This is a genomic window from Lysinibacillus sp. NPDC096212 (assembly GCF_044763105.1).
GTDB lineage: Bacteria > Bacillota > Bacilli > Bacillales_A > Planococcaceae > Lysinibacillus.
Genome location: NZ_JBIWFQ010000008.1, coordinates 106,121 through 121,143, shown reverse-complemented (window position 1 = coordinate 121,143; position 15,023 = coordinate 106,121). Strand labels below are relative to the sequence as shown.

Genomic DNA, 15,023 nt, shown 5'->3' with positions numbered 1-15,023 from the left:
CGACAACAACAACAAAAGCGGCTCGCCGGACGCCCCGAGGAAAGTGCATAGTCGGAACGGAAATCAACCTCACTTCACGGAACGGAACCAAAAATTACCTGTTACCACTAATTCTGGGTTATTATTGAATTTAATATATTTATCTGTTAATAACATCCTATTTATAACACTTAATAATAATAATACGTAGTTTATAAAAAATATTTGCTATAAGTAGATATATAGTTGTGTTTTTATATTTAAGAAACCATAATTTTATGCTATTATCAGGTAGTCTATATATATATTAGGATATACAGGAAATGGGGATCACGATGACAAAGAAGATGGAAAAAAAGTATATTCCTTTAGCAAATTATTTTGAAGTAGCTTTACAACAAGAAATTACTTTATCATTTAGCGAACTCGAAAATATTATGGGACAAGCCTTGCCAAATGCCGCTTACTTGAATAGGAGCTGGTGGAAGAAAACAAAGCCCCCTCTCTCTCACTATTTGTCATGGACAAATGCAGGCTACTATGTCATTGATGTTAAACTCGGTACCAGTGTATCTTTCTCGCGTACACAAATGAAGACTACGAGTAATATTTCTAAAGATGACGAAAACCCATCTGCATACATAATTCGAGCAATTGAAGCATCAGATGCCAGATCATTTATTCATTTGCAAGAAGAAATTTTCCAAGAAACTGACTTCATGTATAACATGGAAAATGAATTAGACCTTACAGTTCAACAACTTCGTAAAGATTTAAGCACTTGGAAACAATTAAAAAACCGTACAATTTTACTTTGTATATTAAATGGTAATTTTGCTGGTTATGCCGTTATCCATGGATATAAACATTCTAAAGCTAAGCATGTTGCATCAATCCGCCTAGCTGTTAAGGAAGAGCATCAACGACAAGGTATTGGTTCAGAGCTGATGAAGGCAGTTGAACAATGGTCTAAACAGCGGGATATTTCGCGCTTAGAAGTATCTGTTATGGAACATAATGATTGTGCTTTACATCTGTTTAAAAAACTAGGTTTTGAGCAAGAAGGTATTCGACAAAACGCTATTAAATTAAATGATACCTTTATTAACGAATATAGCTTAAGTAAAATTTTATAAGCTTCTTTTTCAAGGATGTCTAAAAACTTTTTTGGACATCTTTTTTATGTGTAGCGTAAATAAAACGCATAGATTAGTATTTTACGGTTTCTACGCGTTGTAAAATGTTTAGAAAACTTGCTTCTCTCTTGCTGCATCTAAGAATAACAAATTATTTTCTAATTGCTCATATGATTGCTGATATTTCTCATATTGTGCTTTATCCTGACTAACCATTTCCTCAATTAGCGCATGTAAAAACGAAAATAATACTGGAATAACATCCAATGAAGATTGCTTTTTCAGACCAAGTGTAAATAATGCACTTGCATATTCCCGAATAGAAGACAACGCCGAACCAGTAATAGCAATAATTTTAGCCTTTTTCTTCTTGGCAATTTCTACAATCGTTTGAACGTCGTTTGAATGCTTGTCCCCTATCAAAACTATTAATGTCGTCTGCTCTCCCATGCTGTTAATTTGCTGTACAATATCGTCGGATTCTGAGCGAAGCTGTTTTACATTTGGACGTAAAGTTTTCATTGTAGACGATAACCAATTTGCTATGGACGCAGCTTGACGAGTACCTAAAATATAAACGTTCTCTGCTTCATGCATCCATTTCGAGCTTTTTTGGAGCATATTATCGTTAATCAAATGAATCGTATCTTGAATATTTTGAATATCGCGTTGCATCACCTTCCCAAAACTCGGAATATTCCGCTTACTTGAAAAATATGTAGGTTGAAGATTCTCACCACCATTTTGAGTCATTAAATAGCTTCTAACCTTGTCTTGAAGCTCTACATAGCCCATCAAATCCATTGCATAACAAAAACGAATAACTGTTGATTCACTAACATTCGCCTGTCTACCAACTTCTGCTGCTCCATTACCAATTACAACTGTAGGGTTACTCATAACAAATTGTGCAACTTTACGCTGGCCTTTCGACAGCCTAACAAATCTTCTTTTTATTTCTTCATTTATGCTCATTTCTAACAACCTTTCTTTCAATGAAATTATCACGAACGGAGATTGTTTCCTACTGACTCTAAATTCGGATCAATTATACCTCGGCATAATTGTTGCTGTCGCTTCGCTTTCGCACAGTAAACATTTGTTGCTGTCGCTTCGCTTTCGCACAGTAAACATTTGTTGCTGTCGCTTTGCTTTCACTACAGATAAACAATGAATCTGGAATCGGCTGGAGGCTTTAACTTCTTTCATCGGGTGTTTGGACATCTGTACCTGTCGCTTCGCTTTCGGTACAAGAGACATTTGTTCCTGTCGCTACAGAAAACAATTGCTGAAAGAAGTTAAAAATACAGTATCATGATTACAATCTGAATACAACGACTTTTCTGAAAAATCTTCAATGCTTTAACTCGCTAATGTGAAAAAGACAAAAAATCGTTCTATTTTCTTAATCAAAGTTAATTGATAAATCACCCTTATAAGTCGAGGGTTGATTTCCGCTGCGACTGTAAGCTTTCCTAACGAAACTCGCTCCAGGTTACGTCTGTAGCCATGGTGATCACCAATAAATCCCTGACCTGTACTCCAATCAATTGACCCACTTGCTATACGTTTTAACCAAATGTCATCCCCATTTTCAGTGACGAACCTTATTGTGTGATTTTAACAGATTTTTAAAAATATTTGTATAAAAATTAATAACTCTTAATTTTTATGTAAATTAATTGATAAAAATGTCTTGGATTATAGTTCATCCAAGACATGATTATTTTTGTTATTCTAATTCAATTTGTTTCGTTTCTCGACCTAAGAATATTACCCCAACAACACCGATAATAATCGCTCCACAGAAAATAGCAAAGATAAAGCCAATATCATAACCTGCTGTTAATAAAGAGCCTACTAACAAAGGTCCAAAAATACCACCGATGCGCCCAACAGCCGCTGCCATTCCTGCACCCGTTCCACGGATAATTGCTGGATACTGCTCTGGTGTATAAGCATAAAGCGCACCCCATGCCCCTAAGTTAAAGAACGATAAAAACATCCCAGATGTTAATAGCACTACTAGTGTTTCCGCATTACCAAAAATGAACGCACTTACTGCTGTACCAATTAAATAAGAAACAAGTACAAACTTCCGTCCGAATTTTTCTATAAACCAAGCAGCTGTAAAATAACCTGGTAGCTGCGCAAGCGTCATAATGAGAACATATTTAAAGCTCGTAATCATATCAAAGCCTTTACCAACCATAACACTCGGTAGCCATAAAAACATACCGTAATACGAGAAAACAACCGTAAACCATAACACCCATAACATAAGTGTCGAGCGTAAATATTTTTTCGACCATACTTCTCGAATATTTTGCATAACACTACGTTTCTTAGACTCAGCCTTTACTGTAAATTGTGGTGAATCTGGCAAGTTCCAACGAAGATAAATTGCATATATTGCTGGAATTGCCGTTAACAATAAAGCACTACGCCATCCCCACGAAGGAATAACAAAATACGAAATCAATGCAGCGATTAACCATCCTGCCGCCCAGAAACTTTCTAGCAAAACAACTACTCGCCCACGCTCTTTGGCTTCTACACTCTCAGAAACTAATGTCGATGCGACTGGCAATTCTCCCCCTAGCCCCATGCCTACTAAAAAGCGTAGTGTCATAAAAGCAGCTAATGTAGTGGTAAATGCAGATAAGCCACTTGCGATCGAAAATAATACAAGCGTCCACATAAAAATTTGCTTACGTCCCACTTTATCGGCTAGTACGCCGAAAACAAGAGCTCCTACAGCCATTCCAATTGAGTTTATGCTACCTATCCAACCCGACTGACTTGGCGTTAATCCCCAATCAACTGCTAAAGCTGCAATAACGAATGATAATATTCCTACGTCCATTGCATCAAAAAGCCAGCCTACCCCCGCTACCCCCAAAAGCTTTTTGCGAGAAATAGATTGTTGAAATTTATCCGTTGATACTGTATTTATCGTCATTTTAACCACCTGTCTTTACACTTGACTTTACACTATGAGTTTACTATACAGTTGTTTCAAGAAAGTGACAAGCGAAAATTCAAATTACCGAATTGTTTAGACAATTTCCGAAATTCTATTGAAAACATGTGGCAATTTGCGTTAAAATGTCTTTTATACAAAAACAACTGTTCTTTCTATAAGAACAAAAGGAGATCGTAAACGTTATGTGGAAAGGCCTAATTGAAGAATATAAACAATTTTTACCCGTAACAGAAAATACACCTGCTCTAACTTTAAACGAAGGCAATACGCCTCTTATACATCTAGTAAATCTATCTAAAAAACTAGGCATTGAGCTTTATGGAAAAATCGAAGGTGCAAATCCAACCGGTTCATTTAAAGACCGTGGTATGGTGTTTGCCGTTGCAAAAGCGATTGAAGAAGGTAGCAAATGCGTTATTTGTGCTTCAACTGGTAACACATCCGCCGCAGCAGCAGCTTATGCAACACGCGCTGGAATCCAGTCCATAGTCGTTATCCCTAAAGGAAAAGTAGCCCTAGGTAAGCTAGCCCAAGCAACAATGTATGGTGCAAAGATTATCGAAATCGACGGTAATTTTGATGATGCATTAAATATTGTCCGCCAAGTAAGCGAAACAACTCCTGTGGCACTTGTAAACTCTGTGAATCCATTCCGCATCGAGGGGCAAAAAACGGCGTCATTTGAAATTGTAGATGCTTTAGGAAAAGCTCCAGACTATCTTTGCATCCCTGTTGGTAACGCAGGTAACATTACTGCGTACTGGAAAGGCTTTAAAGAATACGATGCTGCAAAAGACTCTGGTTTACCAAAAATGTTCGGCTTTGAAGCTGAAGGTGCAGCAGCAATTGTAAAAGGTGAACCTATTGCTAATCCTGAGACAGTGGCAACAGCTATTCGTATCGGTAATCCTGCAAGTTGGAAATTTGCAGAAGCAGCTCGCGATGAGTCTGGTGGAATTATTGATTCGGTTACAGACGAAGAAATTTTAGCTGCTTACAAATTAATTGCTGGCACTGAAGGAATTTTCGTTGAACCAGGTTCAGCTGCATCATTAGCAGGCGTTATTAAATCAGTTGAAAATGGCAAGATTGCGAAGGGCTCTAAAGTTGTGACAATTTTCACGGGTAATGGATTGAAAGATCCTGATACTGCCATGAATGTCTCGACTGTAGATGTTGTTTCACTTAAAAACGATGAGGAAGAAATTCGAAAATACATCGAGGATGTACTATGAGTAACATGTGGGAAATCACGGTTCCTGGGAGCACAGCCAATCTAGGCCCTGGTTTTGATTCAATAGGTCTTGGCTTATCTCTTTACTTAAAGTTAACCGTGTCTTTACAGGATAGTTGGGAAATTATCCACCTCGATGATAATGGTCCTAAAGAGTTTGAGCTGGAAGAGCACTTACTATACGTGATTGCTAAAAAAATTGCGGATCAATACGGTAAGCCACTACCTGCTTGTCGTGTTGAAATGGCAAGTGAGCTTCCTTTAGCCCGTGGTTTAGGGAGCAGTGCAGCGGTCATCGTTGCAGGAATTGAACTAGCTAACCAAGTCTGTGACTTAGGCTTAACTTTACAGGATAAACTCAATTTATCCTCACAAATCGAAGGACATCCAGACAATGCAACAGCCTCGGTATTAGGGGGATTAACAATTTCCTCAATGGATGAAAATGGCGTTGTTGATACATTTCATGTCAACGATCTAGATGCTTCCTTTGTTGTGTATGTGCCCGGTGTCGAACTAAAAACAAGTGAATCCCGTTCTGTTTTACCAGAACAATTTGACCGTACATATGCAGTGAGGGCCTCTGCAAATGCCAATATGCTAGCGGCATCATTAATGGTTCGTGATTTTGAGCGTGCAGGTCGTTATATGGAAGCTGATTTATTCCACGAACCTTTCCGTGCCAATTTAATTCCACAATATACAGAAATTCATGCCGCAGCAAAGGTTAATGGGGCATTTGGAACGGCTTTAAGTGGAGCGGGACCAACACTGATTTCTATCATCCCTACTGCTATAGCGCAAGATTTCGTAATTGCCATGAAAAATCAATTTCCAGAGCATGAAATTATCTTAACAAAAGCCGATGAATATGGTGTACAGGTAAAATTTGAACGTCTACTGCAAAAGTAGACGTTTTTTCTTGAAGGAGGAAGTAGCTTGAAACCAATTATTTTCTGTGATTTTGATGGCACTATAACAGAAACCGATAACATCGTCTCACTAATGACTCAATTCGTTCCAGAGGAATCTGAGAAAATTGCTAAAGCAATGATGGAACAAACTATAACCTTTAAAGATGGCGTTTCAGCAATGTTCGAGCTATTATCAACTAAACAAAAGGATGCTGTGATCCAATATTTATTGGATACGGCCATTATACGTGAGGGCTTTGTCGATTTCGTTCGTTATGCACAAGAGAACCATATTCCGTTTTATATTGTTAGTGGCGGTGTGGATTTTTTCATTGAGCCACTATTAAAAAAATACGGTCCATTTTCCGGTATATATTGTAACCGTGCTGATTTTTCCGGACAGCAAATTAAGCTCATTTTTCCAAATAGCTGTGATGAAGAATGCACGAAATTTGAGACACAGGGTTGCGGTTGCTGCAAGCCAAGTGTTATGCGAAAAGTTGCACAGGGTAATCATTTTAAAATCGTAATCGGAGATTCACTTTCTGATTTTGAGGCTGCAAAACAGGCAGATTTAGTACTTGCTAGGGATCATCTTATTAAACGCTGTAAAGATCTTCATCTTCCTTATAAACCATTTGAAACATTCTATGATTGCTTAGAAGCTGTAAAAAAGCTTATAGAAGCAGATAATGCCGTTTCAATGTGATGGTTTTAGCCTTCGTTCCTCTATTGCTAATCCCCAAGGAGTCGCCCAGTCGGAACGGAAATCAACTTATAAAATTGGCATACGTTTTAACAAATGTCATCCACAACATTTGGTGATTAGCCAGAAATAAGGGCGGTATGTTCATAAGTGCCGCTCTTATTTCTATATAACAAAGGGAACCATCTTTAATTAGATGGCTCCCATTCAAAGTCATGATTTATTTTTCACTTTAAAAAGTCTCTTCCGACGTTCATACCAAATAACACAAATGATAAACCACGTATAACCCATACTCCATCCAGCCAATACATCTGAAGCAAAATGGCGGGCTCCAGCTACTCGAGACAAGCCAATAAATACAGTTAAAACAATTGCCCCAAGCCAAAGCAATGTCTTACGTCCCTTGCTATTGTTCTCCGAAAAAATATAAGCTATTGTAAATAAATACAAAATACCGGTCATAGCATGTCCAGAAGGAAAGCTAAAGGATGTTAATTGTTCTTCAATCTCAGGTCTTGGCCGCTGCACCCATTTTTTCAATAATTGGTTAAGTACATTTCCACCTGCAACCGTTAACAAAACAAATAATATACCTCGGTTATTTTTTACCTTCCACACTAAATACACTATTAAGACTATAGCTACAGACACTACAAATGCCGGTTCTCCTATATAGTGAAAAAATTCTATAAAACGCTTACCGAAAAATAAATCAGCCATTTTTGTATCAAAAGTCTTGATTAATTCACTTTGAAAAGTAACTCGTAACACAAAAAAGTTAATGAGCGTTAATACCGCTAAAGGATAAGCCCAATTTTTCATATAATACTTCACCTCAAAACAATATGCTGTTATATTTTTCACATCATATCATATTTAAGTCAACTAGAGGTGAAGTTGGCTTCTCCCAACGTAAAGTTATACGGACACCAAGGAGTTAGGTACAAGATTATTTGCCCGTAAATGTCCGATTGGTAAATCTTTATCTAACCCAGTGTGCCCCCTCTTTCTTGGGGTAGGACAAATGTTTTTCCTTCTGCCTTATTAAAATAATTTGAAAGAGCTAATGCAACGATAAATAAGATTGCAACGATAGGTATTATTTTTCTAAACAAAATATACACTTCCTCATCTTCAGTTTAAATTATTTTAATAATACTGGATCGAATAACCAATCCTTCGGCCCAAAGTTTTTATCCTTCTCTCCTCTTACTTCACGAGATATATTGTTTTTAATAATTAATTCTCTAAACTTTCTACTGAACAAAGTCTTTCGATATAAGTATCTACCGTCATGACTCCATTCTGCTGATAAGAAAACATCATTTTCTATATTGGTTATATCTTTACGATTATAAATATCCGGACCATTGATTACCCCACTTAATCCACAACGACATGGAGGTTGCTCTGTCGCAAAATACAATTTAACTCTTTCAGCGCTACTCTCTGGTAATACTTGTGTCGGTATAATTTGAAAAGCTTTTTGCTTCCCTTCTTTCGGTCCTTGATGAATAACTTCTAACAGTTCGTAGCCTTTAATATCCTCTTGTTTCATTAATGTCGCTAATTCCTGTGAAGCAACCCAATATCCGCTCACATGAACTAGATGACGGTCTTTCATTTCTGTTGTATCTATCACTAATGGAGAAAGCTGCTCTTTTTCCATTAATCCGCAATGCTGGCAATGGGTGTTTATAGAAAATAAAGTTCCTCTATCATCTATAAACATATCAGGTGAGTTACCAGTTGAGTTTAATGTGAACAATGGTGCTTTCTCATATTCGCTATCCGAAAAGTCAAAGTAAAAACGTTCTCCGATTGAAACAATTCCTAATTCGTGTTCCAATGATTTGTATAGCGCTGCTACATGTTCATATGTTACGTCTTCATTTAATGTGAAAATAGGATTAAAAGATGCCTTTAAATTTCTTTTTCTTATTTTGGGTGCACCTATAAAAATGCCATAGCGATTATAAACATTAATAACTTGATCTTGACTAGATTCATCTATAGAAAATAAATTTTCAAGTTCTACTTTCAAAATACACGCCTACCTTTATATAAAGTTTTATGGTGAAGTACGTTGACTAGCTAGTAACTTTAAAAAAATCTACAATCTCTACTTTCTTCATAGATAGCCAGGCTCTTATTTTAAACGAAATCTTATATAGTATTACCTACTATAGCAAATCTACTTAACCACGATTGTCTTAAGCGTACCAGTACTTACACCGACATTTCAACGTTGGGTTTACGCCAATTTTTTGGCGGTCTTTAGCCCAATTTCCGGCGTGATTTGGCGGACATAGAAAAAACACCGCCATAACTTGGCGGTGTTATGAAAAATTATAGGTGTTTAGAATTAAGGTTTAGGTATAATTAACCAAGTAAAAATATGGTATTATAAAACCATCCAAACTCTCCCTTTTTATTGAAGAATATACCAACGAAAGTTAGTATAGCATACAGACTATCTATAGTAAATTCATTCTTTCTGCAAGATTTACTGCCTCTGTCCGCGAATCTACATTCAACAAAGAAAACAGCTGAGTTAAATATCTTTCGGTTGTTCTTTGAGGAATATTTAACTCTATAGCAATTGCTTTATTCGTATGTCCTTCCGCAATCAGTCTTAAAATTTTCTTTTCTTTTTCATTCAAGTGAATATCGAGTTTTGCATCCTGCAATTTAAATTTATTATCGAGAAAATCCAAGAAATTTTGAGGTAAAACAATTTCACCATTTGCAATGGCTCGAACAGTTCGTAAGATTTGCTCCTTAGATGCTGTTTTAGCTAAAATACCTTCTATTTTCCGTTCTAAAATAAGAGGATAATAATCAGTTATATCATCACCAGTATAAAGAATAATTGAAGCATTTGACTGGATAGCTTTAATGTTTCGTCCTAAATTAATGCCATTTTCTAACGGCATATTTATATCAATTAAGTAGATATCATATGGTCTGTTTTTAATTCTCTGTATGACATGAGTTGCATCACTTTCTGTATCAACTATAATATCTTCATTTTCTTGAAATAAATTTTTTGTTCCCTCTAAAACAATAGGGTGATCATCCACTATGAGCATCGTAATCAAGTGTATCACTTCCTTCTTTTACTGTAATTCTAATAGACATTCCTTCACCAACCTGCGTATCGATGCAAAACTGCCCTTTAAATGCCTTTACACGCTCCTGCATACCTTGAATTCCCATCGAATCTGCGAGAATAATATCATCAATATTACAGCCTACACCATCATCCTTATAGATGATTTCGAAACCATCGCCCATTTCCTGCAAATGAATTTCAACTGTTGTTGCATAAGAATGTTTTAAAGCATTGTTGAGTAATTCTTGAAATAATCGATAAATCATTAAATTCATACGCTCATCCTCTAAATAAAGACGATCTATCGTATAAATTAACACAAAACTAGATCTTTCTATTACTTTGCGAATTAGCTTTTCTAATGCAGCGTTTAACCCTAGAGTATCTAATAATGGGGGCTTCAAATTTTCACAATAAGCTCTTAAATCATGTAAAGATGTAACCATCTGCTGATGTATTTTCGCAAGTTTCGGCTGGATATCTGGTGCACCTTTCATATTGACTAGGACATCAACCTCCCGGGCAATATGGAGTTGCTCTTGCAAATTTGTATCATGTAACTCTTGAGCTAATTGATATTTTTCCTCTTCAAACCTTAACCATAATAATTTGCTTAACCAAGGTAATTGACTATCATCTGCTTGCCTCATATGCTTTAGTTCCTCTAACAGCTCTTCTACCATCTTTGTATTTTCAATAAAATTATTTACATACAATAAGAGCAATTCAAGCCATAGAAGCTCTTCATCTTTTAAATGAATTGAATTATTATGTCCCAATACTAATGTTCTTTTATAATGAGCATCTTGATGGAGGAAGGCTAGATACACTTGGTCAATTTTTTTAATTTCCCCCAATTTCAAATCTTCCATTAACATTGGATTAATCGAAATATTTCCCTCAACCGTTGATGTAAATTGCTTTGTGTCATAGTCATAAGTTAAGACAAATACGTGTTCGAGCTCAAGATGCAGAGAAACCTCTTGAGCAAATTTCTCTAGAAGCTCATCTATTTTGATAGTTTTACCTATTTTATCCACCGCTGTATATAGCTGATGTATATAATCCCCTTTAGTCGAAAATAAGATTTTTCGTTTCCGATAATCGACTTTCTCTTTTATGTAAAAAAGAACAACTAACGATAGAAAAGTAAAGAATGAAACACCCGATATTACGCTCATTGTTAAATATTTTCCTGCAATCCAATACAATCCAACTATAAACCATAAAGTAAATATCAATGAAAAGATTACATAATAACGAAGTCTTGTAATATGGTATTCAATATCAAATAATCGTTCTGCTAACTGTGTAAAAATGAAACTAAACGGAATTAACAATAAAAATAGAGCACTAATTTCAGCAGAAAGTATATATCGATGGAAGAAAATGTATGGGAGCGCATATAGAAAAAGGAAAGGCAGAAACGGAATCATTATACTAATTAATAAAATTTTTAACTGAGGCGATTTATATTTGAAATAGCTTAGCAATAAAATACTAAGTATGATAATAAGGAAAACGAAGAACATAGCTAGTACAATATTCGAAAGTAAATTATTAATAGCAGGGTAAATAACGCCAATACCGCCCAATATCATCCCTATCACAGGGAGTATATAAAATAATTTTATATTATTAGAAAGCAACCAATTTGTTTTTAAAAATGTGTAATAATTCCTTAAGAAGTGGAGTAATAACACTAAGCATAGTAACATGCTACAACGGTTAACGATTACACCTATGCTATTTAGGCTTCCTGATGCACCAATGCTTACATAAGCCATGGAAACAGTGAGCATAAATAAAATAAGTAAACATAAAAGAGATGTATTCTTTTGTTTGAAATATAAGTAAAACACAATAATTAATGTTAAAAAAAAGTAACAAGAAGGTATTACCAATATGTAATGAAAATATTGCTTTAGTAAATCAAATCGACTAATGCTCACATCAATTATTTGTCCGTTAGGCTTCATAATTGTTATCAAGCTTGCCGTACGTAATAAATGATCATGTTTTACATTAGGGACATCCTTTGTATGAATGTTATTTACACTTAAAATAACATCTCCTTCAGAAATTCGAATTCCATCCTCTAATTGTTTATTGTACGAACTAGTTACTACCCATTCCCCATTCTCTTCTTTTAAATCTATACCCAAATAATGCTTGCTGTAAGTAATATACAATAGGTAAGATCCTAGCAATATGTAAATACTTACAGCAAGCATAAACCATATACGTTTAATTATTTTTAGTTCCAAAATCCACTTTCTAAGCGTACATCTTCATCAAACGAATCAAGTATCGCTCTTTGCTCCATAGCTGAAACTCCAATTAATGAAGCTTTTTGTTCTTTTAAGAGTGCAACTAAGTCTGGGTTTTTTTCTAGATGTTGAATTACATTAATCATATTAATCTCTCCTCAATTCATTAGTTTTTTTAGGTAATCTTTACATACTTCATTTATAGCTACATTTTCAAGAGTATTGAATGCTTTAAACTTGTAAACATTCTTAATAGTAATTGCATAGCGTATCGCACCACCATTTGTCAACTCATTTTTCGTAGCATTATTATCCAAAAATGCACCTATATCGTCATTATAATAGTTTATAACAGATTTTGAAATATCATTTTTTTGCGATAGTAGATAAATAATAGGCAATGAGTATCTTTTATTTAGCAAATCATTTTTAGGTCCCCAAGTTTTTAAACCTTGAATATCGTTTTTTATTTGTTGGATAATACCTATGTATTTCCCATATTCCTCAACTTCAGAAGATGTCTCTCCTTTTGCAAGCACTTCGCCAATTAAGCAACCCATTGCTGTTAAAGAACCCGACTTTTGTTCAATCATTTGTATATATGATTGCTCATCCCTACAAGTATTGAGTAAATCTAGTTGCTGACCGTTTATACTTCGTAATGCATAACCCTCTAGTATTTGAATAGCAGTACTTTTGTGTTCAAAGGAAGTCTCACGTATAGTTCTAGAAGCCATAACTAGCATAGCTAAAGCAGTATTTAATGATAGTTCGGGTGTTTTAGTCCAACTGTAGTCTGAATCCTTGTCCTGCAAGTCGTCGATAATATCAAACGATAAAATTAAAAGTTCGATAGCTGCGGCAGCTTTATAAATGTCCTCGTTCAAACAATCTGTAAATGCTTCATAATGCCAATAACAAAGCTTACCAAATGAATAACCAACTGCCTTTTTCTCTTCTTTAAAATTTTTTAGCATCGACCGTAGTTCATGACCTATCAATGTCTCGTTTTCAATTAGAATGTCCAATGCTTCATTAATTTGTTCGTCAAGCTCGTGCAATAGTCCTCTCCTCCCTTAAACATATTATTAAATATTATACAGATTAATGGGAAATAATACTAGACACCGAAATTACAAGGGAATATTTTACATAAATCATTAGCACAATATACCGCCAAAAAGTGGCGGTATTTGCGGAAAGCACGCCATTTCTTTATTTAGAAATAGTAAAATAAGTGGCGGTGTTTTATTATTGACCGCCATTTTTTGGCGTAAACTCACCATTGAAATGGCGTCCTCACTGATGATACGCTTACATTAAGCTAAGATAAATTTGTATTCTGTTCGTCTACTAATCTTTGAGTTATAAGGTTCATTAGAAATGAGATCGTATGCTATGTATAAATTGATTGGAGAGAAGACTGGGCGGCTTCTCGGTATTAGAGTCACATTGAACGCCTATTCAGAACGGAAATCCCCTACGTTTATCGTGATGTGCCATTTTCGTTTAAGCTATTAACAAGGGAATTCTCGAAACACTGGGAGTGATTGAAATGAAAAATGAAGTAACTGAAAACGTTTTAATACTTACAGCTAATTTTTCCTGTACAATTTTTGTCTCTGAAGAAGAAATCACTATTAAAAAACCTTCGAAAGAACAACAATATATTGAACAAATTATTATTGATGCCGAGCAACAGGTTTTTAAAGAAACATTAGCAGAGTATAAAAGCAAATCTACATTTTCAAATTTTATTTGCAATATTCCTGGATTTGAAGATACTTTTCAGCAAAGGTTGGACAGTTTTATTGAACAATACGGAATTATAAGAGTATCTGAAGAAAGCCTGCCTATGTTGCCTTTAATAAGTCCATTTACTTCCGAGTTAAACATACATACGCCTGTACTATATATGTCACCAAGCTTTAATATCATAAATGCAAGAGGCAATTGCTCTAGCGCTTCGTCAATTGGAAATGCTATTAAAATTGGAGAAACAGTCGGCCTACCTGTATATCTTCATAATCCTGAAGTAGAAATGGCAATGTCCTCTTCAGGGAAATTTACTGCTGTAAAAGAAGCAAATTGGGCACCCAAAAAATCAGCCGCCAATTTTACCGGTATTTCCATTAGTGACAATGGTATTTCTTTTAATATTTCTACAGCATTTAATGTATGGAATAGAACGTCCATTAAGCATTAATATTAGACTGGATATGGGGTATGGCACAGGTATAGTTATGTGCCTCGCCTCCCTTCCTTAAAATCGTTCTTTATGCCATTTTAATAGGTCGCATTGATGGTTTTTCCGTCGCTCTAACTTCTATCCGACACTCTGGCGCTTCTTTCCATCGCTTTCATCTTTCTTTCCGTCGCTTTGATCTTTCTTTCCGTCGCTTTGGCGGTTCTTTCCGTCACTTTCGCCTTTCTTTCCGTCGCTCTAGCCATTCCTTCCATCGCCCTGACTTCTATCCGTCGCTTTGGCGCTTCTTTCCGTCACTTTCGCCTTTCTTTCCGTCGCTCTAGCCATTCCTTCCATCGCCCTGACTTCTATCCGTCGCTTTGGCGCTTCTTTCCGTCACTTTCGCCTTTCTTTCCGTCGCTCTAACTTCTATCCGTCACTCTGGCGCTTCTTTCCATCACTTTGACCTTTCTTTCCGTCGCTTTCATCTTTCTT

At 35.7% G+C, this 15,023-nt stretch carries 13 protein-coding genes; 5 read left to right on the top strand and 8 right to left on the bottom strand.

The genetic code is table 11. From position 1 onward, the window contains the following. Positions 1-314 precede the first annotated feature (314 nt). Positions 315-1,115, top strand: a complete 801-nt coding sequence (locus ACIQ7T_RS10510; protein WP_370080011.1) for a GNAT family N-acetyltransferase — start codon at positions 315-317, stop codon at positions 1,113-1,115. A gap of 108 nt (positions 1,116-1,223) precedes the next feature. Here the strand turns inward: ACIQ7T_RS10510 and ACIQ7T_RS10505 are convergent, their stop codons facing one another. Continuing rightward, positions 1,224-2,090, bottom strand: coding sequence for a MurR/RpiR family transcriptional regulator (locus ACIQ7T_RS10505; RefSeq protein ID WP_370080013.1), 867 nt, complete (start codon positions 2,088-2,090; stop codon positions 1,224-1,226). A 757-nt stretch (positions 2,091-2,847) separates the two neighbouring features. Further along, entirely contained in the window at positions 2,848-4,077 is a 1,230-nt protein-coding gene (locus tag ACIQ7T_RS10500) for an MFS transporter (protein WP_370080015.1), read from the bottom strand. Between the two features lie 206 nt (positions 4,078-4,283). Here ACIQ7T_RS10500 and thrC point away from each other — a divergent pair, with 206 nt between their 5' ends. From thrC to ACIQ7T_RS10485, 3 genes are read left to right on the top strand one after another with little or no spacing between them, the layout of a single operon-like run. Next, positions 4,284-5,336, top strand: coding sequence for a threonine synthase (thrC, locus tag ACIQ7T_RS10495; protein ID WP_370080016.1), 1,053 nt, complete (start codon positions 4,284-4,286; stop codon positions 5,334-5,336). Beyond that, positions 5,333-6,247, top strand: a complete 915-nt coding sequence (thrB, locus tag ACIQ7T_RS10490; protein ID WP_370080018.1) for a homoserine kinase — start codon at positions 5,333-5,335, stop codon at positions 6,245-6,247. The genes thrC and thrB overlap by 4 nt, the downstream gene beginning before the upstream one ends. 27 nt (positions 6,248-6,274) lie before the next feature. Further along, positions 6,275-6,958 (top strand): 2-hydroxy-3-keto-5-methylthiopentenyl-1-phosphate phosphatase, encoded by a 684-nt coding sequence (locus tag ACIQ7T_RS10485; RefSeq protein ID WP_370080020.1) that lies wholly within the window; start codon positions 6,275-6,277, stop codon positions 6,956-6,958. Positions 6,959-7,168: 210 nt separating this feature from the next. On the opposite strand, the gene ACIQ7T_RS10480 is transcribed toward ACIQ7T_RS10485, so the two are convergent. The 6 genes from ACIQ7T_RS10480 to ACIQ7T_RS10455 form a co-directional block, all read right to left on the bottom strand. After that, positions 7,169-7,780 (bottom strand): phosphatase PAP2 family protein, encoded by a 612-nt coding sequence (locus ACIQ7T_RS10480; protein ID WP_370080022.1) that lies wholly within the window; start codon positions 7,778-7,780, stop codon positions 7,169-7,171. 322 nt (positions 7,781-8,102) lie between these two features. Next, positions 8,103-9,002, bottom strand: coding sequence for a hypothetical protein (locus tag ACIQ7T_RS10475; protein WP_402870172.1), 900 nt, complete (start codon positions 9,000-9,002; stop codon positions 8,103-8,105). 433 nt (positions 9,003-9,435) lie between these two features. Beyond that, a complete protein-coding gene (locus ACIQ7T_RS10470; protein WP_370080104.1) occupies positions 9,436-10,050 on the bottom strand; it encodes a response regulator in 615 nt (204 codons plus the stop codon). Continuing rightward, positions 10,034-12,307 (bottom strand): ATP-binding protein, encoded by a 2,274-nt coding sequence (locus ACIQ7T_RS10465; RefSeq protein ID WP_370080106.1) that lies wholly within the window; start codon positions 12,305-12,307, stop codon positions 10,034-10,036. The genes ACIQ7T_RS10470 and ACIQ7T_RS10465 overlap by 17 nt, the downstream gene beginning before the upstream one ends. A 23-nt stretch (positions 12,308-12,330) precedes the next feature. Beyond that, positions 12,331-12,489: a competence pheromone ComX gene (comX, locus tag ACIQ7T_RS10460; protein ID WP_370080026.1), complete on the bottom strand. Its 159-nt coding sequence runs from the start codon at positions 12,487-12,489 to the stop codon at positions 12,331-12,333. Between the two features lie 12 nt (positions 12,490-12,501). Further along, a complete protein-coding gene (locus ACIQ7T_RS10455) occupies positions 12,502-13,404 on the bottom strand; it encodes a polyprenyl synthetase family protein (protein WP_402870168.1) in 903 nt (300 codons plus the stop codon). A 494-nt stretch (positions 13,405-13,898) separates the two neighbouring features. Between ACIQ7T_RS10455 and ACIQ7T_RS10450 the strand changes: the two genes are divergently transcribed. Further along, the gene (locus ACIQ7T_RS10450; protein WP_370080030.1) at positions 13,899-14,549 is read left to right on the top strand and encodes a hypothetical protein; all 651 of its coding nucleotides are present in this window, start codon (positions 13,899-13,901) and stop codon (positions 14,547-14,549) included. Positions 14,550-15,023 lie beyond the last annotated feature (474 nt).